The following is a 22633-nucleotide window of genomic DNA, read 5'->3' as shown; positions in this document are numbered from 1 at the left end:
CAGACAAAATTTAACAATAATTCAAATATAGTTATGGCATTTTGAATAGGCCTATAAATTTAAACGTATATAAGAGTAAATAAAATGTTAGAAATCAGACATAAAGATGATGGTAAAAAAGGTGAATTTTATATTGGTGAAGAAGGTCACCATTTGGCTGAAATGGCGTACACATGGGCGGGTGAAAATATGTTGATTATTGACCATACACTTGTAGAAGATGAATTGCGTGGTCAAAGTGTAGGTCGAAAATTATTAGATCAAGTTGTAGAGATGGCTCGCTCAAAGAATGTGAAAATTATTCCACTCTGCCCTTTTTCAAAATCAGTATTTGATAAAGATCAATCGATTCATGATGTTTTGAAATCTTAAGTTTGCTTTGCTACAGTGGGATTGTGTTATAGAACATCCATGAGAAAGAATATATGCAATTCCAACATGTAGATAATCAACAAAAAGGTGAATTTTACTTTGATAATGAACAAGGTAAGCGAATTGCTGAGATCAGTTATTTATGGCATGGTGAGCATCAGATCATTGCGAACCATACTTGGGTAGATGACTCCTTGCGTGGTCAAGGAATTGCGCGTCAGTTGTTGGATACTTTGGTTGAGTTTGCACGTGAAAAGCAGCTTAAAATTGTACCCACTTGTTCCTATGTCGAAGTCATGTTTAGACGTGATAAAAGTTTTGTCGATGTGAAAGCTTAGCTTTATTGTGTGCCCAATACTCATTGGGCCGTTCAGATTCAGATTCGGTTAGAAGATTAAACATGTTTAAAAAAATGATAATCACTGTATTGTTATTGAGCAGTTCATCGTTCAGTTTAGCAATGAGTTGTTTTGAATTAAATTTACAAACCTATAAAAAAGAGCAAGAAATACAGCCACGTTGGGAGTTGTTAGGCAAATCTAAACATCGTATTTATTTTTATTCAGCGCCCAAAAACATCTGTAAGATGAATGATACTTTTGTGCTTCAAAATGATAATGTCACGGCTTATTCAATCTATAAAGACAGAAAAAAACAACACTGGGTTTATGTGATATTTAATGATCCAAATCAAAATATAGAAGATGATCTGGTTGAAGGTTGGGTCAAGCTTAAGGATTTTAAACTTATTGAAAGTACACCCTCAGTAAATCAATAAAAAAACCCACAAAATTTTGTGGGTTTTCTACACGTTATTTCGACTTATTTTGCTTTTAATGCTGCAATCAATTTTTGATGTAATCCACCAAAACCACCATTGGACATAATCACCACAGCATCGCCCTCACCTGCTTGTGTAACAACGGTACTGATAATGTCATCCAGTGTACGAGCCACAACGGCTTTATTGGTTGCAGCGTCAATGACAGGCTGTAAATCCCAGTCCAGACCTTCAGGTTGATACCACATCACTTCATCTGCAAGACGTGCAGAATGTGCCAAGCCATCTTTATGACTGCCCATACGCATGGTGTTTGAACGTGGTTCAATAATCGCCCAAAGCTTACGCTCACCTAAACGTTTACGTGCACCTTCAAGCGTTGTATCAATCGCAGTTGGGTGATGGGCAAAGTCATCATATATCTCAATACCATTCACTGTATCAAGTAATTCCATTCGGCGTTTCACCCCACCAAAATTCGATAAGGCTTCACATGCTGTTTCAATTGAAACGCCGACATGTTCAGCTGCTGCAATGGTTGCCAAAGCATTGGCAACACTGTGTTGACCTGTCATATTCCACTTCACTTCACCTTTTACTACGCCGTGTTGAAGCACTTTAAAATGTGAACCATCCGTAGAAAGCTGTTCAGCATAAACTTCAGCATTGTTATTGGCGTCAAGTGAAGTCCTTACGACAGGTGTCCAACAACCCATTTGCAACACTTCATCGATATTGGTTTCAGTGATCGGGGCAATAATACGACCTTCACTTGGAATGGTACGGACCAAATGATGGAATTGTTTTTGAATCGCTGCTAAATCATCAAAAATATCGGCATGGTCAAATTCAAGATTATTTAAAATCGCAGTTTTTGGATGGTAATGTACGAACTTAGAGCGTTTATCAAAAAAAGCAGAGTCATATTCATCTGCTTCTACACAGAAATATTTTCCACTACCTAAACGTGCGCTTTCACTAAAGCCTAAAGGTACACCACCAATTAAAAAGCCTGGATTTAAACCTGCTTGATCCAGTACCCAAGCCAGCATTGTTGTTGTTGTGGTTTTACCATGGGTACCTGCAACACCAAGCACATGTTTACCTTGCAAAACATGGTCAGCAAGGAATTGTGGACCTGAAATATATGCTAAACCTTCATTGAGCATATATTCCACCGCATCTATACCACGCTTCATTGCATTGCCTACAATGACAAGATCTGGATGTGGTTGTAAATGACTACGGTCATAGCCTTGCATTAAGGTAATGCCAGCATTTTCGAGTTGGGTCGACATCGGTGGATAAACGTTCGCATCTGAACCGGTGACCTTATGTCCTAAATCACGCGCCAATAGCGCCAATGAACCCATAAAGGTGCCGCAAATACCCAAAATATGCAGATGCATTCGTGTTAACTCCAGTGCTTTTATAGACACATCACTTTGTTGTTGTGGTGTAGCCGTTTCATTTGATTTGAAAGCAACGATAGCAAGGGTTAAGGCGAAAAGATAGTTTTTCTTGTTACGATTTTAAAGGTGGGTTTTTATTGAAAATAATGAACTCTCACTTGGTATTTTTATTCTTCTATCAATGCTAATATCGATTGAACACTCTGAATTATCTATTAAAAATGGATATACATGATTTTATCTTTCTGCTGATTAAAAATATCGCGTATTTTATTTTTTTGCTTATTGTTTCTGCTTTGATAGCAGGCATTGCAAAAATAATATCCATACCTTTAATGGTCGCAGCTGTAATTTTAATCTTCTTCCAATATTTTGCGTTTATTTGGATGGGATACCTCAATACAAAAGACTCAAAAGATCACAAATTAAAAAATGGATTAATTTTTCATCTCATTTGGGTTGCTTTAATTGGTCTATTAAGCTCATTTTATGATGATCAATCGCTATTGAAACAAGTATTCGATACTGTATTGTTGTTTGGTACTTTGGAAATAGGCTCGCTCATTTATTATTTCAAAAAACGTAAAAATATTGCCTTAGCGCTTTAATGTTCAGACATTGAATGTTCAAAAATATATCTTGATAATTTAATTGGTATCAATATGGCTTTATCTCTCCCCCTTTTATTACTAATTATCTCCAACTGTTTTATGACCTTGGCTTGGTATGGGCATTTAAAATTCTTACATGATGCACCTCTGTGGCAAGCGATCTTGTTTGGTTGGATCATTGCCTTACTTGAATACAGCTTTATGATTCCCGCAACACGTCTATTGGCACAACATGGTTGGTCGTTGGGGCAAATGAAAATCACCCAAGAAGTGGTCACACTGTTGGTGTTTGTTCCATTTATGATTTTCTTGTTTAAACAACCATTTAAATTAGATTATTTATGGGCGGGTTTATGTTTGATGGGATGCGTGTTTTTTGTGTTTAGAAGCCAGTAGATGAGCTGTGATGATGTGAATTAAAACGGATTTCACTCAGACAGCATATTCATCTCATGTCCCAATCTTTAGCAATTTTCCTGCTGCTTATGAGTTCGAGATCATATTTATTCTCAAATCAAACGGCTTTTAGGTTGTTCCCTTAAAAAAAATTGACTTCCTACGTCTGTTAAATTTTCGTGAGATGAAAAATCAGTCTATAATAGCGAGCTTCTTGATATTCATTTAAACACTGATCACCAGTATTTAAACTTCCTTACATTCGTTTATGGAATATATGCAATGAATGCGGCCGCTGTACAAGACGCTCCTCTCGTTGGAATTATTATGGGTTCTCAATCAGACTGGGCAACTCTCGAAAACACTGCCAATATGCTGAAACAGCTTGGTGTTCCTTTTGAAGCCGAAGTAGTTTCTGCGCATCGTACGCCAGACCGCTTATTTGAATATGCTGAAACAGCACGTGAACGTGGTATTCAGGTGATTATTGCTGGTGCTGGTGGTGCAGCACATTTACCAGGAATGTGCGCAGCAAAAACAGATTTGCCTGTATTGGGTGTTCCTGTGAAATCTTCAATTTTAAATGGCGTTGATTCTTTGTTGTCTATTGTACAAATGCCTGCAGGTATTGCAGTTGGCACATTGGCAATTGGCCCTGCTGGTGCAACCAATGCAGCAATCATGGCCGCTCAAATTTTAGGTTTAACTCGCCCTGAAATTGCAAAAAATGTTGCAGATTTCCGTGCCGCTCAAACCGATAAAGTGGCAAGTAAAAATATTCCGGGTCAAGCTTAAAAACGGGACACAGGTTATGAATAAAACCATCGGTATCTTTGGTGGTGGTCAACTCGGCCGTATGATGGCGCAAGCTGCGCTCCCATTAAATATCCAATGCACATTTTTTGAAGCTGATGCGGATTGTCCATCTGCAATATTGGGACACGTTTTTAGCACTAAAGCTGAAAATGGGTTACAAGATTTTATTGCCAGTGCAGATGTTTTTAGTCTGGAATTTGAAAATACGCCATTGATTGATGTTGATGTATTAACCAAGCAAAAAGATCTGTATCCGCCACGCCAAGCTTTAGCAATCGCACAACATCGCCTTTCTGAAAAGGCTTTATTTGATGAGCTGGAAATTCCTGTTGCGCCGTATAAAGCAGTCGATTCATTGGAGACGCTTAAGCTTGCAGTGAGTGAATTAGGCTTACCAATCGTACTTAAAACTGCGACAGGTGGTTATGATGGTAAAGGTCAATTTGTACTGCGTTCAGTCGATCAAATTGATCAGGCATGGGCTGAGTTAGGACCAGCAGGATCATTAATCGCTGAAAGTTTTGTGATTTTTTCTCGTGAAGTATCAATTATTGCGGTGCGTGGTATTGATGGTGATGTAAAAACTTGGCCTTTGGCTGAAAATCATCATCACAATGGTATTCTCTCGCATTCAATAGTTCCTGCTCCAAACAGTGCTGATTTACAGCCCGTTGCGCAGGAATACATCACCCGATTGTTAAACCATTTGAACTATGTTGGTGTGTTAACACTTGAATTGTTTGTGACTGAAAAAGGCTTATATGCCAATGAGATGGCACCACGTGTGCATAACTCTGGGCATTGGTCAATTGAAGGCGCAGTATGTTCGCAATTTGAAAATCACATTCGCGCTGTGGCAGGTTTACCACTGGGTTCAACCGAAGTGGTTCGACCAACAGTGATGGTAAATATCATCGGGCAACATCCTAAATCCGAAGATGTTTTAGCGTTAAAAGGTGCACATTTACACCTTTATAATAAAACAGAACGTGAAGGTCGTAAAATTGGTCATATCACCCTGATGCCAAATGATGCTGCTGAATTAACGACTTTATGTCGTCAATTGGCGAAGATTTTACCGAATCCATTGTCATTAAGTGAAGATATGAACATTTAAGCTTGATTTTGTATGTAAAAAAAGCGGTCAAACTCTTGCCCGCTTTTTTCTACTCTGCTGTTCTGTATCATGACGCTCCCCCTATTTTATCGTTAAGCAATGACCCAAAAATGGATCATTTTCTGGGGATATAAAAACAAGAATGATGATAAAAACAGCTTCAATAAACAGAAAAACAAGCATCTATTTTTAAATTCAAAGTTCAAATTTAAAGGGTTTAGAACATTTGAATTCAAAAGTATTAACAGCAAAACCCAAAAAGTTATCCACTTTGAATTTAAATTAACTTGAAGGTGTTTTTTGAATTTAAAACTTTAAATTTAAACTTTTGCTTGCTCGAAGTGAAAATAACGACTGTGGATAAGTTTTGATTCACCAATCCAAAATCCAAATTGTGGATAAAAATAAACACTTGAGCGAGTTTTTATGGGATTGAGTGGAATTTTAAATTTAAAGCTAAGGTTGCTAAAATAATGATGTTTTTTGAATTCAAATTTGTGTGAAAGTTTTGAATTTAAAAAATGATAAGTTTGCTGGGGTGTGGATAACTATATTTAAATTCAAAACAGTGAACTGTGGGTTATGAATTTAAAATCGAAAAATGAATTCAAAATTTACGTTTTTACATCTGTCATTTTATTCACAGACTGCTATGGTATTCACATAATTTAAATTTAAAACCATTTTGTGGATATTATGCGTCATTTAACTTTGATTTGTGGATCTGTTTTGTTGGCAGCATCGCATGCCAATGCTGAATTAATCATTAACGGTCAGGCTGTATCTAGCTCACCAATCACAACAACACCGAATACAAGCTATACACCCAATTCTAATTTTCAAAGCTGTATTGCAAATTTACGTTCGCAAGCAATCAGTTCAGGTGTTAGTGGCACAACCTTTGATCGTTATACGCAAAATCTAACGCCTGATTATTCAGTCATCAGCAAACTGGATTATCAACCTGAGTTTTCAACACCGATTTGGGATTATCTTTCAGGTTTGGTCGATGAAGAGCGGGTAGAGAAAGGCCGTCAAATGCTGGCTCAGCATCGTGAAGTTTTAAACCGTGTCTCAGCAGCTTACGGCGTTCCAGCAGAAACGGTTGTTGCTGTTTGGGGCGTGGAAAGTAATTTTGGTGACATTTCAGGAAAATATCCTTTATTACAAGCGTTGGGAACTTTAAGTTGTGAAGGGCGTCGACAAGGTTATTTCCGAGGTGAATTCTTTGCCACAATGCGTATTTTACAACGAAGTGATTTACGCGAAGAACAGTTAAAAGGTTCATGGGCAGGGGCATTTGGTCATACTCAATTTATGCCTTCAACGTATGAAGAGTTGGCCGTAGATTTTGATGGTGATGGTCGACGTGACTTGGTTTCAAGTACTTCGGATGCTTTGGCATCAACAGCAAACTTTTTGAAAAAACGTGGCTGGCAAACGGGAATGCCGTGGGGCTTTGAAGTAAAAATTCCAGCTGGCGCCTCTGTAGGTGGTGAAAGTCGTCGTAATAAAAAATCGTTGAGCACTTGGGTAAATCGTGGTTTTACTCGTGTTGACGGTACTCCAATCATTCAAGGCAATTTATCCGAAGGCGCTCAGGCCGGTTTAATGATGCCTGCGGGTGCAAATGGTCCAGCATTCTTGGTGTTTAAAAACTTTGATGCAATTTATTCGTATAATGCTGCGGAAAGTTATGCACTGGCAATTGCACATTTGTCTGATCGTTTACAAGGCAAGGGCAGTTTTCAAACCGCATGGCCAACTGACGATGCAGGAACATCTCGTACAGAACGTCGAGAAATTCAAAATTACTTATTGAAAAAAGGCTATGCGATTGGCGATGCAGATGGCTTGATTGGCGATAAAACGCGTCAGGCTATTCAGCAAGAACAAGTGAAGTTAGGGTTGAGCCCAACAGGTCGAGCAGGCCAACAGATTTTAAAAGCTTTTAGAAATGAAGCTGCAAAGAATATGATGCAATAAATATTTGATCTCATTTAAAAGGTCTGCATAAGCAGACCTTTTTTTATGTGGATTATTCAATTGCGAAAGGATCAATTTTGACCGCTTCTAGGACATCTAAAATAACAGCGGTAACATCCTGTGTATGATCACGATCATTAAAAATTTCATAGGCTGTAATGGTTACGTCGGTATCACTAGGTAACTGTTTTTGTTCTTCTTCAATTAAATGTTGAATTGGCAATAAGGTCTGTTTAATTTCAAGGTGTAGAACATCTTTAAACTCGACATTGTCGTCTTCTAGTTCAATGATCTGTTCGTTGAAATAAGGCAGCAGAATCGAATGGAGATAAGGTTGAAGTTCAGTAATATCAAAAATTTCAATATCACGAGTTTGCTCAATCGTGCTGATATGATCATTTACTTCTAAAATAATATGATAATAGCTCACAGTCATCTCCTCAATTTATTGCTTCAGGGATTCACAATAACATGATTTTGCATAAAACTGATTTAAATACATAAATAAATTATGGATTTAAAATTGATAATCATCGCTAAATTTTGCTTATCGTTGTCTTGAGTTTAGCATGGCTAAATCCGCTGTGGTTAATCTAAAATTTTTCAAATCTTGTTCTTTCATCATTGGGTACATGAGTGCTTTAGGATCATTATTGTGCGCTAAGCCCAAAGCATGCCCAAGCTCATGTGCAATCGTGACACGTAAATCTTCGTCCGATGTAAATTCATAGATATTAATGGTTTTACCATCGAATACGCCTTTATCAAATTGGCGCGGTTGGAAACGACTATTAAAGTGATCCACAGATTGATTGTATTGTTGATTGACAGCGTTGAGTTGTTCAACTTGGCGATTTAATTCATAGACTTTTTGATTATAAATATCTAACTGTTGTTTGAGTTGGTTCTGCTCGATGATCAGTTGATTTTTCTGCTGATCTAACTGCAATCTTGCTGTGGCATCTAAATTTTGATGGGATTGATTAAGGGTATTGATCAGCTGATTATACTGGTCAACTTTATGTTGATAATTGGTTTTTTGCAGATCAAGCTCATCATTGGTGCGATCTAATTCAGCGTGAAGTTGCTGAATTTTTTGCTTTTCACTTTGTGTATATTGTTGGGTATTTTGCAAAATACGCAACTCTTGGTTTCTGGCGCTAGATTCCGCTTGGCGTTCGTCATAAATTAAGTTAATCGTCAGTTTGGCATGATCATCATAAACAAAGAGACTTTTCATGGTCCCTTGATGCCAAATATCCGTGGCTTGTTGTGCCAAATTTTGTACTTGCTGTTTACTGACATGAAAACGTGGATCTACCTCGCCAATACGATAACGTAAGCGAGTATCTAAAGGATGCGTGATACGATCAATGGCAGAATTATGATTCAATTGCGGATACATCATGCGCTGTATCGCAAAATAAGCAGTAAAGGCAATTACACAGAGTAGAATCCAAAAACGCATGATTGATTTAAAAATAATTGTTGTTGTGGATAATTTATCTGAAAATATAAGAATCGCAAATGCTTAAGCAAGTAAAGCTTGCGTGATCAATACAAATATTGATTTCAATTGATGATGTTTTTAGCAGTCAGCTTTAGGTGGAAAGCAGCAATATGAATGGAACGCTGATTTTAGGCTGGATTTCTCTAATCCTTGGTATCGCTTGTTTGATAAAGGCTTTCTACAGCCTATTTCTTATATTTCGATCACGTTTAGTGCTGGACTTAGCCTTAAATCAAAAAATTAAAAATTTTAAAATCAGCAAAAAGGGCGGCTATGCAATTTGGCAAGAGGGTCCATTATTTAAACTTGCACCTATGCTATTGATTCATCCACAAATCACCAATACAGATCTTCAGCAGATTGTGAAGCTATCACCTAGTATTGCAAGAGCCAGTAAAAATGGTTTTTCTCGTGCTTCAATGCTGATGTTTTATTGTGAGTTGGATGTTGGACACTATTGTTTAGAGGTACTCGAGGGTTCGTCATTAAACCCAATCGAAGATAAGATTTCTCAGACCATCACCGATCATTTATCCATGCAAAAACAAGCTGACAGTCTATATAATTTACAGATACGTGAAAGCCTGAGCAAAAAGCAAAGAATCATCATGATCATTTGCATATTTGCAGGATTACTTTTGTTGATGAAAGGATTATTTACCATCATAACGCTAAGTTTGGGCATCGCGATGGAAGGTTCATTCACTTAATCAGTTTATTTAAGCGTTAAACAGGACTTGGATATCAATAAATAAGAGAATAAAAGCAAAAACACTAAGTAATCGATTCATCCAAACAGATCTTTTTAAATAGTCAGGGCTGATATATAAAGCTTTGAATTGTAAAGGATGCAGCATGATATAGCTGATTTTCTGTTTAAATACCGGAGTGACAGATTGTTGTTGCTTTAAAACCACTTGGCGCAGAATAAAAGCATTTAGCCACCAGAGTATAAATAGAATGAGTAAAATAATGCTGATACTCAATGTTAAACGAATCCAAGCATTCTGTTCAAAATAGGCAATTTCAGTATAAAAATGGCTCATCAATACAATGCTGACCAGTAACATGGTGCGATAAAAAGTTTGCCGTGTAAATTCAAGGTGCAAAGGATGATTGAGCTTTTGTTTATCCGCTTTACTCACTATTTTCCCTGCAAAAAATGCAAAACCATGACATAGAATCTCTAAAAAGAGATATAAGCCAATGCTGATGGCAAGCGTTTTATACATGATTAATCGTGTTCAAAAATAGGTCGATATAGTGATGGAGTCACTAAAATCATCAATAAAATTCCAGAACAAACAAAGGCCAGATCGTTAAATATCGCTGCATAACTGGTCATGTAAATCCAGTGCATAAAGGGCATAAAATAAATCAGAAATATTGGGAAAAATGTATAGAGATAAGCTTTTCTTGCCCATTCTTTTTTTAAACATAAACCAAATGTGATGATGAGGATGATTAAACCTGCAATCGACATCACTCCCAATTCCCAAGCTTGCGGGTCTTGGTAAAGTGTTTTATCCAGAAGTTCTAACTCGGGTTCAGTACTGTAAATATCGATGACTGCTGCAATGATAGGCAATATAAATTGCGCTATGATCAAGCTGTAATACACTATATTGGATACAGCAGGAGAGTTTTTCATCATTTGACTCATTATTATTGTGATAATTAAGATAAAAGATTTAGTGAAGATTGGCAATTGATCAATAAGAAAAACCACTCGATGACTGGAGTGATTTTTCGAGCTTTTTTATAGCACAATATCACTGACGAAATGTTGCACCACTTCGGTTAAATCTTTGGAAAGATAGTGTTGTGTATAGGGCTGTTTAAAATGCGCATGGTAAGCCTGTTCCGAGTCGAAGCGTTCCCAAAGTAGTAAACGGGTTGGCTCTTGTTGGCATTGATGCAGTTGAAATAAGCTACATCCCGGTTCTTGTTGAAGAGTGAGCTTACATAATGCTTGTAAGGCTTCACGGGTTTCTAAGATTCTGTCTTTATCTTTAATTTTTAATTCTGCGGTGATGTAAAAACCTGAACTTAACATTGTCTACTCCTAACTCAAATCGTGAGTCAAAAATATTAACTGCTCGAGTTCACTCTAGCTCAAGCATTTTTTGTGCATATATTTCAATTTTATAGTCGACAATACTTTGTTCTTGTTTGAGTCTTTGAATTTCTTGTTTTAATTGAACGGAATGCGCAATAAGAAGTTCTTGTCTTTGTTTTAAGGTTTGTTCTCCTTGTAGCCGAAATTGGGCAAAATCTTGCATTTTTTCTAAAGGCATGCCTGTTGATTTTAAGCGTTTTACCCATTCAAGCCATTCCAGATCAAGTTTGGTATATACACGTCGTCCTGACTGATTACGATGGATATTTTTCAGTAAGCCTATTTGTTCATAATAACGAAGGGTATGGATAGAGAGTCCAGTTTTTTTAGAGATATCAGAGATAAACAAAAGTGACTCCATAGCTTTACGGATAAAAATAGATCATATAAAAAAACCGCTCAATCTCTTGAGCGGTTTTCTAAGATTAAAGTGACAAATTATTTTTTGTCATCTTTAACTTCAGTGAATTCAGCATCTACAACGCCATCATCAGCTTTTTGCTGTTGTTGACCTGCATCACCACCGAATTGGTTAGGATCGAAGCCTTCAGCGCCGCCTTGACCTTGAGCTGCTTCATAAGCACGTTGAGTGATCGGCATAATGATGTTTTGTAAAGCTTCAGTTTTTGCTTTAATCGCATCAACATCATTTTCTTTTGCAGTCACTTCTAACTCAGAAACTGCTGCTTCAATTGCAGTTTTTTCATCAGCAGTGACTTGTTCGCCAAGATCTTTCACAGCTTTGTTTGCAGAAGCAACTAAAGCATCAGCTTCGTTACGTGCTTTTGCAAGCTCTTCAAACTTACGATCTTCTTCAGCATTTGCTTCAGCATCTTTGATCATTGCTTCGATTTCAGCATCAGACAAACCAGAGTTTGCTTTGATCTGGATCGATTGTTCTTTACCAGTGCTCTTGTCTTTTGCTGATACTTTTAAGATACCATCAGCATTGATGTCGAACGATACTTCAATTTGTGGCACACCACGTGGCGCAGGTGGAATATCGCCTAATTGGAAGTTACCCAACAATTTGTTTTGTTGAGCCATTTTACGTTCACCTTGGTAAACTGAAATATCTACCGCTGGTTGGTTATCTGCTGCTGTAGAGAACACTTGAGATTTCTTCGCAGGAATCGTAGTGTTTTTCTCAATAATTGCAGTTAATACACCACCCATGGTTTCGATACCAAGTGTTAATGGTGTTACGTCAAGTAAAAGTACGTCAGTTTTGTCACCAGACAATACCGCACCTTGAATTGCCGCACCAATCGCAACAGCTTCATCCGGGTTCACATCTTTACGAGGTTCTTTACCGAAGAACTCTTGTACTTTCTGTTGAACCATTGGCATACGTGATTGACCACCAACCAAGATCACGTCAGAGATGTCAGAAGTCGAAAGACCTGCATCTTTAAGTGCGATACGGCAAGGCTCAATTGTACGCGCAACTAAATCAGCAACTAAACCTTCTAGTTTGGCACGTGTTACATTCATCACTAAGTGTTTAGGACCAGTTGCATCCGCAGTGATGTATGGCAAGTTAATTTCAGTCGAATTAGATGAAGAAAGCTCAATTTTAGCTTTTTCAGCTGCTTCTTTTAAACGTTGTAATGCAAGTGGATCTTGTTTCAAGTTGAAGTTTTGCTCTTTCTTGAACTCTTCAACCAAATAGTCGATCAATGCATTATCAAAGTCTTCACCACCAAGGAATGTATCACCATTGGTTGACAATACTTCGATTTGTTGGTCGCCATCTAAGTCAGCGATTTCAATGATTGATACGTCAAATGTACCACCACCTAAGTCATATACAGCAACTTTACGGTCGCCTTCTTTTTTGTCCATACCGAACGCAAGTGCAGCAGCAGTTGGTTCGTTAATGATACGTTTAACTTCTAGACCAGCAATACGACCAGCATCTTTTGTTGCTTGACGTTGTGCATCATTGAAGTAAGCAGGAACTGTAATAACAGCTTCTGTTACTGTTTCACCTAAATAATCTTCCGCAGTTTTTTTCATTTTTTTCAAAATTTCTGCAGAGATCTGTTGCGGTGCAAGTTTTTTGTCGTTTACTTCAACCCAAGCATCACCATTATCAGCTTTGATGATTTTGAATGGTGCAATACCGATATCTTTTTGTACTGCTTGGTCTTGATACTTACGACCAATTAAACGCTTGATTGCGAATAATGTATTCTTAGGGTTAGTCACTGCTTGACGTTTAGCAGATTGACCCACAAGAATTTCGCCATCTTTATATGCAACGATAGAAGGTGTTGTACGGGTACCTTCAGCATTTTCAATTACTTTAACTTTATCGCCTTCAAGTACAGCAACACATGAATTCGTTGTACCTAAGTCAATACCAATAATTTTAGCCATAAATCAAATTCCTCTAAATTCTTTTGAATCCCTTGTTTCCTCTTTTTGCAAAGGGGAGTTAAAAGGGATTTTCTTGTTATCCGATATGAGAGCCATTCAAAAATTTTCAAGTCATGATTTGTGAAAATTCATGAAAATATTTTTAAAAAGCTCCTATTTATTACGCTTATTGACCAACCATCACCATTGCAGGGCGAAGTAGTCGACCATTTAAGGTGTAGCCTTTTTGCAAAACTGTGCCAATTTGGTTGGCTTGTGCATTTGGGTCGATCCCGACAGCTTGATGTAAGTCCGCGTTAAAACCATTGGTTGTGTCTGCTTCAACAACACCGAATTTTTCTAAAGTGGTGAGAAGTGATTTCAAGGTCAGTTTTACACCTTCGAGTACAGGTGTTTCTTCATCACCACCTGCGAGAATCGCACGCTCAAGGTTGTCGACAGAATTTAATAATTCTTTCGCAAACTTTTCTAACACGATGTCTTTATGCTTTTCAGCATCACGTTGAATACGTTCTACACTTTTTTGTGCTTCATAAACTGCATTTGCAGTACGTGCTTTTTCGAGTTTTAAGCTCTCTTCAAGATGACTGATTTGAGCCTGTAAAGCTTCAACGGTAACTTCAACCTGTTCATTTTCAGCCTGAGTTTGCTGTTCGGCTTGCTCGTTTTGAATATCTTGGGCTTCTTGATTCTGCTCAGTTGCCATTGATTTACTCCGTTTAAATGGGTTCTTAAACATGTACAGTCCTTATCGGCAGCAGTTTTGCACTGTGTTCATTTTTGAACTGCCATGATCGTTTAATTCATTAATGAATAAGAAATGTGGGCGAGCCGCTAAAATTCAAGCAGTTTTAGACATTATTTAGTAAAATTCAGTGAAAAAAGCTGATCTAAGAGAGAAATCCCAAAATTTAAAGATATTTTTGTTGGAATAATCATCAAATCAATGATTATTTTTTTAGATTAAAAATTTAAATTTATGGGGAATTGATGCGGTTATTGCTCAAAAATGATGAGTAAATTCAAAAATTAAAATTGAATGAATAGATTAAAATACTTAATTCATATGTAAAACCGATTAAACTTATTGAAAATAAGGCTTTGCGAAAAAGCAATAATTTAATTATCATGCTCCATAGATTCTATGGCTGTAGTTTCTTTTTTTAGTTTGAACAACGTTTTCATAGCTTATCCAATCTTCTTGGGTAAGCTTTTTTTTGTCTTGTTAAAAGCCATTAACAATGTAAGTAATGCGAAACTTTTATGGTAAAAGTATATCTTTTATCAGACTGACTTTTGCCTAACCACATTAAATCCCATCAAAAAATCCAGCGAAATGAAACAAGTATAATGAAAAATAAAATCGGTCAATCTAAATCATTGATTTAATAAACTTTGCATAACTTATACGGCAACACCTTAAAAGTCTAACCAAGCTTCAACGAAGTTTGCAGAAAAAATAGCAATCATAGTCAGCACGACAACGCAGTCCTGTGTTGCCGTTTTTTGATAGAGTGATAAAGGAATTTATGATGAAAAAATCAGGTCTTATTTTTATGCTATTGGCTGGTGTTGCGGTCATGAGTACGGCGTGTACATCAAGTGAAACAACCCAAGCACCTGAAACAACCCAATCAGCACCAATGGGTTCTGCAGATCAACAGCAATCAGCACAAACTGCGACTGTAGATCCGACTCAACAAGGTACTGCTGTTGAGGGCGATGCGACGATTCAGCAATCACAACCTGCTCAAGCAACCAATGACCCAAGTTTAGTTGAACAACCTTCAGCTCAGTAAATTTTAAAATAAAAAATCAGGCAATTTATGGATGCCTCCATTGCCTGATTTTTATCAATAATTTAAGCACGATGACAAATAAATTAGAATCCAAACAATAAGTTCTTGGTTGATAAAATAAAGCCATTTTTAGCTGCGCCAACATTGAGCAGAATAAACAGACGAATATCGTCGGAAACGTCTATGCATTATAGATTCAATGTCTTGCTCAGATGCCGAAATACTGTGGACACTCGCAGTAGATGCTTTGACTCGGGATGTGTGAGAAGCCACAATTCAGTCTGGCATTCATCGAGGGTGTCGGTCAAAGCGATCAGATCTCTGCGTTGCTGGGTAAGAAATACCGGCAGTACTCCTACACCCATACCAGCGGCCACCAACTCCATGACTGTGAGAATACTGTTAACGCGATAACGGAGTACGGCTTTGGGATGATGACGTTTGCGCCAGATTACCGAAGGATGCTCAGGTAAGCCATCGTCAGGGACGATCCAGTCGACGGCAGCCTCAACTTGTTGATCGTACTCGATACGATTACTGCCATATAACGCCATTCGGATTGGAGCGATGTGTTTGCCTACGAGATGGAGTGGGGGAGTGTTGGTTGCGCGCACTGCAATGTCGGCTTCACGTCGCGTCAGGCTCGTCAGTTCATTGCCAGTATGCAACTCATACTCCAACAAGGGATGAATATTCGCGAGTTTGTGTAGTGCGGGCGCGAGCAAACCATGTAGGAGGGTATCTGTGGTGGCGATGCGCACTGTACCGGATACCTGCTCTGGTGTGAGCTGTATGGCGGAACGGGCTTGCTCTAACTGTGTTTCCACTTGCTCGGCATGTTCGGCCAGTACTTGTGCTTGTTCAGATGGTAAATATCCTGCCCGTGAGCGTTCAAATAACGGATGCCCTAAGCCACGTTCGATACGACGAATTGCACGAAAAATCGTTGAAGCATCGACGTTTAATCGTTCACCAGCTTTCGCAAGATTAGCCGTTCGTACCAAAGCCAAAATGATTTCTAGATCACGAGCTTCTAGTTTGTATTGCGATTTTGCAATCATTGCTTTCTTATTTGCCTATTTTTATTGTGATATTGCAATCATATGATGAAAGCTATGCATTGGTAAATTGGAAGTTTTTATGGCAAATACAACTTCTTGCGCTCTCTATAGTAGTGCATTGCTACATATCCATTTAAGTATTAAGTGGATAGCCGTGTTGTGGTGCAGTGATTGTTTCTTACTGAGTAATGTTGAATGGAGGAACACACAATGAGCCCCCATCTGATCTTAATCAGCCATGTGCTGTGCCCATATGTGCAACGTGCTGTGATTGTGCTCAAGGAGAAAGGAGTCTGTTTCGAACGTCGTGATGTAGATTTGGCAAACAAGCCAGACTGGTTCAAGGCGTGCTCACCTTTGGGTAAGACACCCGTACTGTTGGTCGATGATGTGCGGATTTCGAGTCGGCCGTGATCTGCGAATATTTAGAAGATACATTGACACCACGTTTACATCCCAACGATGCCTTGATCCGTGCCCAGCATCGCGCATGGATGGCGTTTGGTTCATCAATGCTCAACAGCATTGGCGCCTTCTACAATGCCAAAAATGATACGGCACTGGATGTGCAAGCCGAGTTGATTCGTGCACAACTGGTGCAGGTTGAGGCGGAACTCGTCAACGGGCCTTGGTTTGCTGGAGAACACTTCAGCCTAGTGGATGCTGTATTTGGTCCAGTATTTCGCTACTTCGATGTATTTGATCGCCTCGGTGATTTTCACTTTTTTGATGATCTACCCAAGACAAAAGCTTGGCGCACGGCGCTGGCTGAACGTGCATCAGTGCGAGAAGCTGCACATCCAGACTATCAGGTACTTCTTCGAGAGTTTCTTTGCAAGCGAGATTCGGCCTTATCACGCAGAGTTGATATGTAGTTAGGGACGTGGCGAGATGTGTCACAGCAATCGGCGCAAAAAACCAAACTAAGCTATTGCGCCGTATCTAGTTTAGAGCTCACGTGATTTATACGTAAGCTTTGACAGCAGAAATTTTGATCAGACCTTATTCACCCGCCAATGAACATTCAAAGTTGGTTCGATCTACAGTACAACGCGCCCGTTTAAGCACTGACATCATGGTCGGATCGTAAATACCTTGTCGGGTTAAATCCATACGTCCATCTCGTAACAGCTTTTGATATTTTTCAGTATCTGCTTTACTTAAATTCAAACGATATTTGGCTGGGATGCCTTCTTCTAAACGTTTGACCATACTGAATTGACGCGGAAGCTGCTTAATAAACCAGGTTCTAGAGTCATTGCCAAAAGTAGCTGGGAATTTCTGAGATCTAAACACCAGATCAGCAGTGACATTGAGCACTGGGAAATTGATTAATGCACCTTTAGAGCCAAGCCCTTTTTCCATTTCTAAGGGTTTAAAGGCATAAGCTGGTGCACCCACCATCGGTACTTCACCGGTATTAAACTTCTTAATAAAATTGGAAATATCGGACGGAACAGGAATTGCTCCGACACGTTCAACCATTGCAATTTGCGCTTTGTCATACGCCAATACGGCGAATTTCTTGCCTTTACCTTTTTCAATGGTATTGATGGCTCGATCATTTACAAAGATATAGGCAGGGCCGATTTGACCGATTCCACCAATTTCTATTTCTTCATTGTCTATCGTGGTTTTTAAGCGTTTTACATTACGCTTATCCAAGACAAAGGTAATCGCCTTGAGCGCAATGGCATTGGTTGGAACACCCCCCAACGCGTCAATTGATCCTGCGAATTTATTGTATTGGCGTGCACGCATTGTGGTGATATAGGCCGCATCACATTTACCATTTTTAAAATCTTTATCAGCAAGCTCTTCATTTTGGTAAGCAATCAGCTGGACATCGGTATGCCATGTTTTTGCAGCGAGTGCCCACTCTTCCATCATTTTATAGGATTCACCAGCTTTCCCTAATAAATCAAAAACACAGATTTCTTGTTTAGCTTGAGAGGTGCTTGATATTCCTAATAATACGATTGTAGTAAGGGCAAGAAATTCCTTTTTCATGTTATATCCTTATACTTAAAACGCGTTTTATTTATACTAAATATAGTAATTTTATTTGAATAAAAATAGAGTTTTTACTCTATTTCCGATGAACAAACCATTGAATAGCTTAATTAATGTGATTTGTTTATCTTAGCAAGATATTATTGTGATATTGTTTTGCTTATTGGTGTGGGTTTAGTGGCTCCATTAAAATCTTGTTAATTTTGATCGATCTAGAAAAATAAAATAGATTTCAAGTTTTGTTAATCAATAAAACGTATAAGTAAATCTAAAAAACGTATTTTTAATAATATACAAAAAAACCGTACCATGAACCTGATTCCCATCTCTTTTTATTTATTCTAGTCCATACATTGATCATGAAATTTCAGCAACTGATTTTGCTTTGCTCAGCTATAAGCTTATATAGCTATAGTGGTTTGGCAAATGCTCGCCCTATCGTCATTGGTTATCAAACCAACATAGAACCTGCCAAAGTTGCACAGGCTGATGGCGTATATGACAAAGTGATTGGGGAAAAATTGGATTGGCGCTTATTTAATAGTGGTGCAGAGGTTTTAACTGCATTGGCTTCTGGTTCTGTAGATATCGCACTGATTGGTTCAAGTCCGTTAGGGGCAGCTGTTGCCAATAATTTGCCCATAGAGGTGTTTTTAATTTCTACCGATCTGAAAAGTGCGGAAGCCTTAGTAGTGAGAAATGGTTCAGGCATTAATAGTCCTCAGGACTTGATTGGGAAAAAGGTGGCCACCCCATTTGCTTCGACTTCCCATTACAGTTTATTGGGGGCTTTGCAGCATTGGAATATTAAAACCAATCAAATACGGTTGTTGAACCTAAAACCAGCTGAAATTAATGCAGCATGGCGCAGAGGCGATATAGATGCAGCTTTTGTCTGGTCACCTGCACTTGCCAATATTAAGAAAACTGGCAAGGTTATGACGGATGCAGGGCAGGTTGGGCAATGGGGTTCACCTACATTTGAAGTTTGGGTAGCACGTAAAGATTTTGCACAGAAGCATCCTGAGGTCTTAACAAAGTTTTCTACAGTGACACTGAACTATTACCAATCTTATAACCAGAATAAAAGTCGTTGGACGGCCAATTCAGCTGAAGTGCAAAAAATTGCCAAAATTACCGGCGTAGATGCTCAAGATGTGCCAGCGCTTCTTGCTGGTGCCGCCTATCCAGATCGTCAGGCGCAGTTAAGCACTCAATACCTTGGTGGGCGGACCACACAAAATATTGTCAACTCAGTGAACTTTTTAAAAGCACAAGGTTTGGTGAGAAAGGTTTCTCCAAATTATCAACAGTTTATTAACACGCGTTTTATTCAAACATCGAAATAGAGATCGGAAGTATTCATCATGGCTGTATTGACTGTAGAACATGTACAAGCACAGTATCCGGGTGCTGAACAACCGGTACTGAAAGATGTGTCATTTCAGCTGGGCTCTGAGCAACTGATGGTTGCATTAGGTGCTTCAGGCAGTGGTAAAACAACCTTATTAAATTTGATTGCTGGATTTACTCAGCCACAAGCAGGCACTTTAAAACTGGATGGTGAAGCAATCATTGCACCTAGCCGAGACCGTGGTGTGGTGTTCCAAGATGATGTTTTATTGCCTTGGCAAAATGTAGAAGACAATATTGCTTTTGGTTTAGAGCTTGCAGGGGTTGATAAAAAAACACGTCAAAACCGTGCACAAGCATTGCTTAAATTGGTGAATTTAGAAGGCTTTGGTCAACGCCATATCTGGGAACTTTCAGGCGGGCAGCGTCAACGGGTTGGTTTAGCACGTGCTTTGGCTTCTGACCCTAAAATATTATTGATGGATGAGCCTTTTGGTGCTTTGGATGCCTTTATTCGTGAACAAATGCAGTGCTTATTATTAGATGTTTGGAAGAGTACGTCCAAACCTACTTTCTTAATTACCCATGACATTGAAGAAGCTGTTTTTCTGGCAACAGATCTGATTATTCTTGCACCAAATCCTGGGCGAATTGTGGAAAAGCTGGAGTTGGATTTTGCTAAACGCTATGCCAATGGCGAGCCAGCACGAAGTATTAAATCAGATCCCAAGTTTATTGAAATGCGAGAGCATGTGTTGAGTTGTGTATTCATTCAAAATAATCAGGATCAATACCATGTTGCTCAGAGCGACCAAGCTCAACTGGAAAAGGTGGAGTAATGACAGCACAATTAGACCCTAAATTGATCCCTCGTACAGTTGAATCTCAGACTGTGGCGGTGAAGGTTCCACGTGAAGTCAATATTACTTTGATCAGTAGTATCACGATCATTACTTTGATTGCAATTTGGTGGCTGGTCACCACTTTAGGCTGGATTGATGCTTTATTCTTACCATCACCAACCGCCGTGTTGCAGCGTTTCAATGATTTGTTCAGCAATGGCTATATGAGTATTAGCTTGTGGAGTCATATTGGCGCAAGTTTGGGTCGTATCGGCACAGCGTTGATTGCTGCGGTTATCACTGCGATCCCAGTGGGGATTGCGATTGGTCGCAATAAAATTGTGCGGGGTATTTTAGATCCCATCATTGAGTTTTATCGTCCGATTCCGCCGTTGGCGTATTTACCCTTGATTGTAATTTGGTGTGGTATTGGTGAATTGTCCAAGGTGCTACTGATTTATCTGGCAATTTTTGCACCGATTGTTATCGCAACAGCAACTGGTGTCCGCTCAGTCGACCAAGCCAAAATTCGTGCTGCACAGTCTTTGGGTGCAAGCCCAATGCAAATTATTAAACATGTGGTTTTACCAAGCTCTTTACCGAGCATTTTAACTGGTATCCGTATTGGTCTTGGGGTGGGATGGTCGACTTTGGTGGCAGCAGAGTTGGTTGGCGCTTCAGAAGGTTTGGGCTTTATGGTGCAATCATCTTCACAGCTTTTGGCTACAGATGTGGTGATTGTCGGGATTTTAATTATCGCTGTGATTGCCTTTATTCTGGAAATTGGTTTACGTCGTTTGCAAAAGAAATTGGTCCCTTGGGATAAGCAATCTCAGTAAGTTATTTTCGCTACACTGTTCGATAGCGTGACGCTATATTTAGTTTTAACGATGGATTTTAATACATCGTGAGATGATCGAGGAAGAAATGAACGCTGTTGTTTCAAATATTTTTAAAGTTACCCCATTAAATCCAACGATTGGTGCGCTGATTGAAGGTGTGAATTTCAATCAGCCTTTAACACCTGAACAAAAGGCTTTGATTGAAGCAGCTTTATTGAAACATCAGGTGATCTTTTTTAGAAATCAGTCGATGACTGCACAGCAACATGCGACTTTGGCACGTCAATTTGGTCAGTTACACATCCACCCAATTTACCCAAATATTCCAGAACAACCCGAAATCATGGTTTTAGATACGGAATTAAATGATTTACGGGATAATGCATTGTGGCATACCGATGTGACTTTTCTTGAAGCACCAGCAATGGGCGCAATTTTAAGTGCAAAAAAAGTCCCTGCATGGGGTGGAGATACACTTTGGTCAAGTGGAACAGCGGCGTTTGAAGCATTATCCAAGCCGATGCAAGCGATGTTATCAGGTTTAACTGCAACACATGATATTGCACGTTCATTTCCAGTAGATCGTTTTGGTGGTGATCCTGCCGAATTAGAAAAGCTAGAACAGGCTAAGAAAAAACATCCTCCGATTAGCCACCCTGTGATTCGCACTCATCCTGTCACAGGTCGTAAAGCTTTATTTGTGAGTGAAGGGTTTACCACACGAATCAATGAACTCGAAGCCAAAGAAAGCGATGCTGTTTTGAAAATGTTGTTTGAACATATTCAGAAACCAGAGTTTGTAGTGCGTTGGTCGTGGCAGGCCAATGATGTGGCATTTTGGGATAATCGTTGTACTTTCCACTATGCTGTTGATGATTACCGTCCTCAGCACCGTGTTATGAATCGAGCCACTTTGATGGGTGATAAACCTTTTTATCAAGCAGATTAAGGTTTAACTTGTCGTAAAAACCAATCAAATTTGATTGGTTTTTTATTTTTGAAACAACTGAATCTGAATACAACTTTTTGAAACTTCAATATTTAAAAAATACATTAAAGAAAAAATCATAAAATGAGCTGTTGTTCAAAGTATCGGTATGCTGTGTTTGTCGGTGTTCACAAAATAATTTGAATATTCAAGCTCTGATGAAACTTTGTTGCTGAGCAATAATGTTTAATTATTCATCAAAATTAAACAAATGATCAACATACTAGGCCATA

Annotated in this window: 27 protein-coding genes; 16 read left to right on the top strand and 11 right to left on the bottom strand. The window is 38.8% G+C overall.

All coding sequences use genetic code 11. From position 1 onward, the window contains the following. Positions 1–84: 84 nt before the first annotated feature. The 3 genes from L3V46_RS21800 to L3V46_RS21790 all read left to right on the top strand — a co-directional run bounded on the left by L3V46_RS21800 (position 85) and on the right by L3V46_RS21790 (position 1150). Complete coding sequence (locus L3V46_RS21800) at positions 85–372, top strand: GNAT family N-acetyltransferase (protein ID WP_004818159.1); 288 nt, start codon at positions 85–87, stop codon at positions 370–372. 53 nt (positions 373–425) lie between these two features. After that, a complete protein-coding gene (locus tag L3V46_RS21795) occupies positions 426–710 on the top strand; it encodes a GNAT family N-acetyltransferase (RefSeq protein ID WP_004718976.1) in 285 nt (94 codons plus the stop codon). Between the two features lie 62 nt (positions 711–772). Further along, a complete protein-coding gene (locus tag L3V46_RS21790; protein ID WP_004818156.1) occupies positions 773–1150 on the top strand; it encodes a hypothetical protein in 378 nt (125 codons plus the stop codon). A 44-nt stretch (positions 1151–1194) separates the two neighbouring features. On the opposite strand, the gene mpl is transcribed toward L3V46_RS21790, so the two are convergent. Further along, on the bottom strand, positions 1195–2562 hold the full coding sequence (mpl, locus tag L3V46_RS21785; RefSeq protein ID WP_239046732.1) for a UDP-N-acetylmuramate:L-alanyl-gamma-D-glutamyl-meso-diaminopimelate ligase: 1368 nt from the start codon (positions 2560–2562) through the stop codon (positions 1195–1197). A 224-nt stretch (positions 2563–2786) separates the two neighbouring features. On the opposite strand from mpl, the gene L3V46_RS21780 reads away from it, so the two are divergent. The 5 genes from L3V46_RS21780 (at position 2787) to L3V46_RS21760 (ending at position 7491) form a co-directional block, all read left to right on the top strand. Further along, entirely contained in the window at positions 2787–3173 is a 387-nt protein-coding gene (locus tag L3V46_RS21780; protein WP_239046731.1) for a hypothetical protein, read from the top strand. A gap of 54 nt (positions 3174–3227) precedes the next feature. Then, positions 3228–3572, top strand: coding sequence for a DMT family protein (locus L3V46_RS21775; RefSeq protein ID WP_034613299.1), 345 nt, complete (start codon positions 3228–3230; stop codon positions 3570–3572). A 282-nt stretch (positions 3573–3854) separates the two neighbouring features. Beyond that, entirely contained in the window at positions 3855–4367 is a 513-nt protein-coding gene (purE, locus tag L3V46_RS21770; protein WP_004718991.1) for a 5-(carboxyamino)imidazole ribonucleotide mutase, read from the top strand. 16 nt (positions 4368–4383) lie between these two features. Further along, positions 4384–5505, top strand: coding sequence for a 5-(carboxyamino)imidazole ribonucleotide synthase (locus tag L3V46_RS21765; protein WP_004718994.1), 1122 nt, complete (start codon positions 4384–4386; stop codon positions 5503–5505). Between the two features lie 696 nt (positions 5506–6201). Next, positions 6202–7491, top strand: coding sequence for a lytic murein transglycosylase (locus L3V46_RS21760; protein ID WP_239046730.1), 1290 nt, complete (start codon positions 6202–6204; stop codon positions 7489–7491). A 52-nt stretch (positions 7492–7543) separates the two neighbouring features. Here L3V46_RS21760 and L3V46_RS21755 read toward each other — a convergent pair whose 3' ends face one another. Then, positions 7544–7927: a hypothetical protein gene (locus tag L3V46_RS21755; protein WP_154130490.1), complete on the bottom strand. Its 384-nt coding sequence runs from the start codon at positions 7925–7927 to the stop codon at positions 7544–7546. A 111-nt stretch (positions 7928–8038) separates the two neighbouring features. Continuing rightward, a complete protein-coding gene (locus L3V46_RS21750) occupies positions 8039–8959 on the bottom strand; it encodes a matrixin family metalloprotease (protein ID WP_239046729.1) in 921 nt (306 codons plus the stop codon). 152 nt (positions 8960–9111) lie between these two features. On the opposite strand from L3V46_RS21750, the gene L3V46_RS21745 reads away from it, so the two are divergent. Continuing rightward, the gene (locus L3V46_RS21745; protein WP_239046728.1) at positions 9112–9711 is read left to right on the top strand and encodes a hypothetical protein; all 600 of its coding nucleotides are present in this window, start codon (positions 9112–9114) and stop codon (positions 9709–9711) included. A gap of 9 nt (positions 9712–9720) precedes the next feature. Here the strand turns inward: L3V46_RS21745 and L3V46_RS21740 are convergent, their stop codons facing one another. The 6 genes from L3V46_RS21740 to grpE all read right to left on the bottom strand — a co-directional run bounded on the left by L3V46_RS21740 (position 9721) and on the right by grpE (position 14208). Continuing rightward, positions 9721–10233: a hypothetical protein gene (locus tag L3V46_RS21740; protein ID WP_034613280.1), complete on the bottom strand. Its 513-nt coding sequence runs from the start codon at positions 10231–10233 to the stop codon at positions 9721–9723. A gap of 2 nt (positions 10234–10235) precedes the next feature. Continuing rightward, entirely contained in the window at positions 10236–10652 is a 417-nt protein-coding gene (locus tag L3V46_RS21735; protein WP_239046727.1) for a hypothetical protein, read from the bottom strand. Between the two features lie 108 nt (positions 10653–10760). Continuing rightward, complete coding sequence (locus L3V46_RS21730) at positions 10761–11057, bottom strand: antibiotic biosynthesis monooxygenase (protein WP_056515471.1); 297 nt, start codon at positions 11055–11057, stop codon at positions 10761–10763. Between the two features lie 49 nt (positions 11058–11106). Then, positions 11107–11469 carry a MerR family transcriptional regulator gene (locus tag L3V46_RS21725; RefSeq protein ID WP_004818140.1) on the bottom strand — a complete coding sequence of 121 codons (363 nt, stop codon included), beginning with the start codon at positions 11467–11469 and terminating at the stop codon, positions 11107–11109. Between the two features lie 89 nt (positions 11470–11558). Then, on the bottom strand, positions 11559–13502 hold the full coding sequence (gene dnaK, locus L3V46_RS21720) for a molecular chaperone DnaK (protein WP_004719012.1): 1944 nt from the start codon (positions 13500–13502) through the stop codon (positions 11559–11561). Between the two features lie 166 nt (positions 13503–13668). Next, positions 13669–14208, bottom strand: coding sequence for a nucleotide exchange factor GrpE (grpE, locus tag L3V46_RS21715; RefSeq protein WP_004719014.1), 540 nt, complete (start codon positions 14206–14208; stop codon positions 13669–13671). An 826-nt stretch (positions 14209–15034) separates the two neighbouring features. Here grpE and L3V46_RS21710 point away from each other — a divergent pair. Continuing rightward, positions 15035–15301, top strand: a complete 267-nt coding sequence (locus tag L3V46_RS21710; RefSeq protein ID WP_004818138.1) for a hypothetical protein — start codon at positions 15035–15037, stop codon at positions 15299–15301. A 188-nt stretch (positions 15302–15489) separates the two neighbouring features. On the opposite strand, the gene L3V46_RS21705 is transcribed toward L3V46_RS21710, so the two are convergent. Further along, a complete protein-coding gene (locus tag L3V46_RS21705; protein ID WP_239046726.1) occupies positions 15490–16362 on the bottom strand; it encodes a LysR family transcriptional regulator in 873 nt (290 codons plus the stop codon). Positions 16363–16572: 210 nt separating this feature from the next. On the opposite strand from L3V46_RS21705, the gene L3V46_RS21700 reads away from it, so the two are divergent. Together L3V46_RS21700 and L3V46_RS21695 are read left to right on the top strand one after the other, a co-directional pair. Then, positions 16573–16776 (top strand): glutathione S-transferase family protein, encoded by a 204-nt coding sequence (locus tag L3V46_RS21700; RefSeq protein ID WP_239046725.1) that lies wholly within the window; start codon positions 16573–16575, stop codon positions 16774–16776. Between the two features lie 23 nt (positions 16777–16799). Next, a complete protein-coding gene (locus L3V46_RS21695; protein WP_239046724.1) occupies positions 16800–17237 on the top strand; it encodes a glutathione S-transferase C-terminal domain-containing protein in 438 nt (145 codons plus the stop codon). Between the two features lie 127 nt (positions 17238–17364). Here the strand turns inward: L3V46_RS21695 and L3V46_RS21690 are convergent, their stop codons facing one another. Next, a complete protein-coding gene (locus L3V46_RS21690; protein WP_209828952.1) occupies positions 17365–18372 on the bottom strand; it encodes a putative solute-binding protein in 1008 nt (335 codons plus the stop codon). A gap of 362 nt (positions 18373–18734) precedes the next feature. On the opposite strand from L3V46_RS21690, the gene tauA reads away from it, so the two are divergent. The 4 genes from tauA (at position 18735) to tauD (ending at position 22361) form a co-directional block, all read left to right on the top strand. Beyond that, entirely contained in the window at positions 18735–19724 is a 990-nt protein-coding gene (gene tauA / locus L3V46_RS21685; protein ID WP_004818131.1) for a taurine ABC transporter substrate-binding protein, read from the top strand. An 18-nt stretch (positions 19725–19742) separates the two neighbouring features. Continuing rightward, a complete protein-coding gene (tauB, locus tag L3V46_RS21680) occupies positions 19743–20567 on the top strand; it encodes a taurine ABC transporter ATP-binding subunit (protein ID WP_239046723.1) in 825 nt (274 codons plus the stop codon). After that, positions 20567–21409, top strand: coding sequence for a taurine ABC transporter permease TauC (gene tauC, locus L3V46_RS21675; RefSeq protein WP_234624359.1), 843 nt, complete (start codon positions 20567–20569; stop codon positions 21407–21409). Before tauB ends, tauC begins: the two co-directional genes overlap by 1 nt. 88 nt (positions 21410–21497) lie before the next feature. Next, positions 21498–22361 carry a taurine dioxygenase gene (gene tauD, locus L3V46_RS21670; RefSeq protein WP_239046722.1) on the top strand — a complete coding sequence of 288 codons (864 nt, stop codon included), beginning with the start codon at positions 21498–21500 and terminating at the stop codon, positions 22359–22361. Positions 22362–22633: the final 272 nt, after the last annotated feature.

It is taken from the genome of Acinetobacter sp. AG3 (assembly GCF_022343575.1).
Taxonomy (GTDB): domain Bacteria; phylum Pseudomonadota; class Gammaproteobacteria; order Pseudomonadales; family Moraxellaceae; genus Acinetobacter; species Acinetobacter guillouiae.
The sequence above is the reverse complement of the archived record's forward strand: the minus strand, read 5'-3'. Positions and strand labels throughout refer to the sequence as shown.

Coding starts and splice junctions, on each gene's coding strand:
- L3V46_RS21800 (WP_004818159.1), top strand. CDS start 85: ATGTTAGAAATCAGACATAAAGATGATGGTAAAAAAGGTGAATTTTAT.
- L3V46_RS21795 (WP_004718976.1), top strand. CDS start 426: ATGCAATTCCAACATGTAGATAATCAACAAAAAGGTGAATTTTACTTT.
- L3V46_RS21790 (WP_004818156.1), top strand. CDS start 773: ATGTTTAAAAAAATGATAATCACTGTATTGTTATTGAGCAGTTCATCG.
- mpl (WP_239046732.1), bottom strand. CDS start 2,562: ATGCATCTGCATATTTTGGGTATTTGCGGCACCTTTATGGGTTCATTG.
- L3V46_RS21780 (WP_239046731.1), top strand. CDS start 2,787: ATGGATATACATGATTTTATCTTTCTGCTGATTAAAAATATCGCGTAT.
- L3V46_RS21775 (WP_034613299.1), top strand. CDS start 3,228: ATGGCTTTATCTCTCCCCCTTTTATTACTAATTATCTCCAACTGTTTT.
- purE (WP_004718991.1), top strand. CDS start 3,855: ATGAATGCGGCCGCTGTACAAGACGCTCCTCTCGTTGGAATTATTATG.
- L3V46_RS21765 (WP_004718994.1), top strand. CDS start 4,384: ATGAATAAAACCATCGGTATCTTTGGTGGTGGTCAACTCGGCCGTATG.
- L3V46_RS21760 (WP_239046730.1), top strand. CDS start 6,202: ATGCGTCATTTAACTTTGATTTGTGGATCTGTTTTGTTGGCAGCATCG.
- L3V46_RS21755 (WP_154130490.1), bottom strand. CDS start 7,927: ATGACTGTGAGCTATTATCATATTATTTTAGAAGTAAATGATCATATC.
- L3V46_RS21750 (WP_239046729.1), bottom strand. CDS start 8,959: ATGCGTTTTTGGATTCTACTCTGTGTAATTGCCTTTACTGCTTATTTT.
- L3V46_RS21745 (WP_239046728.1), top strand. CDS start 9,112: ATGAATGGAACGCTGATTTTAGGCTGGATTTCTCTAATCCTTGGTATC.
- L3V46_RS21740 (WP_034613280.1), bottom strand. CDS start 10,233: ATGTATAAAACGCTTGCCATCAGCATTGGCTTATATCTCTTTTTAGAG.
- L3V46_RS21735 (WP_239046727.1), bottom strand. CDS start 10,652: ATGAAAAACTCTCCTGCTGTATCCAATATAGTGTATTACAGCTTGATC.
- L3V46_RS21730 (WP_056515471.1), bottom strand. CDS start 11,057: ATGTTAAGTTCAGGTTTTTACATCACCGCAGAATTAAAAATTAAAGAT.
- dnaK (WP_004719012.1), bottom strand. CDS start 13,502: ATGGCTAAAATTATTGGTATTGACTTAGGTACAACGAATTCATGTGTT.
- grpE (WP_004719014.1), bottom strand. CDS start 14,208: ATGGCAACTGAGCAGAATCAAGAAGCCCAAGATATTCAAAACGAGCAA.
- L3V46_RS21710 (WP_004818138.1), top strand. CDS start 15,035: ATGAAAAAATCAGGTCTTATTTTTATGCTATTGGCTGGTGTTGCGGTC.
- L3V46_RS21705 (WP_239046726.1), bottom strand. CDS start 16,362: ATGATTGCAAAATCGCAATACAAACTAGAAGCTCGTGATCTAGAAATC.
- L3V46_RS21700 (WP_239046725.1), top strand. CDS start 16,573: ATGAGCCCCCATCTGATCTTAATCAGCCATGTGCTGTGCCCATATGTG.
- L3V46_RS21690 (WP_209828952.1), bottom strand. CDS start 18,372: ATGAAAAAGGAATTTCTTGCCCTTACTACAATCGTATTATTAGGAATA.
- tauA (WP_004818131.1), top strand. CDS start 18,735: ATGAAATTTCAGCAACTGATTTTGCTTTGCTCAGCTATAAGCTTATAT.
- tauB (WP_239046723.1), top strand. CDS start 19,743: ATGGCTGTATTGACTGTAGAACATGTACAAGCACAGTATCCGGGTGCT.
- tauC (WP_234624359.1), top strand. CDS start 20,567: ATGACAGCACAATTAGACCCTAAATTGATCCCTCGTACAGTTGAATCT.
- tauD (WP_239046722.1), top strand. CDS start 21,498: ATGAACGCTGTTGTTTCAAATATTTTTAAAGTTACCCCATTAAATCCA.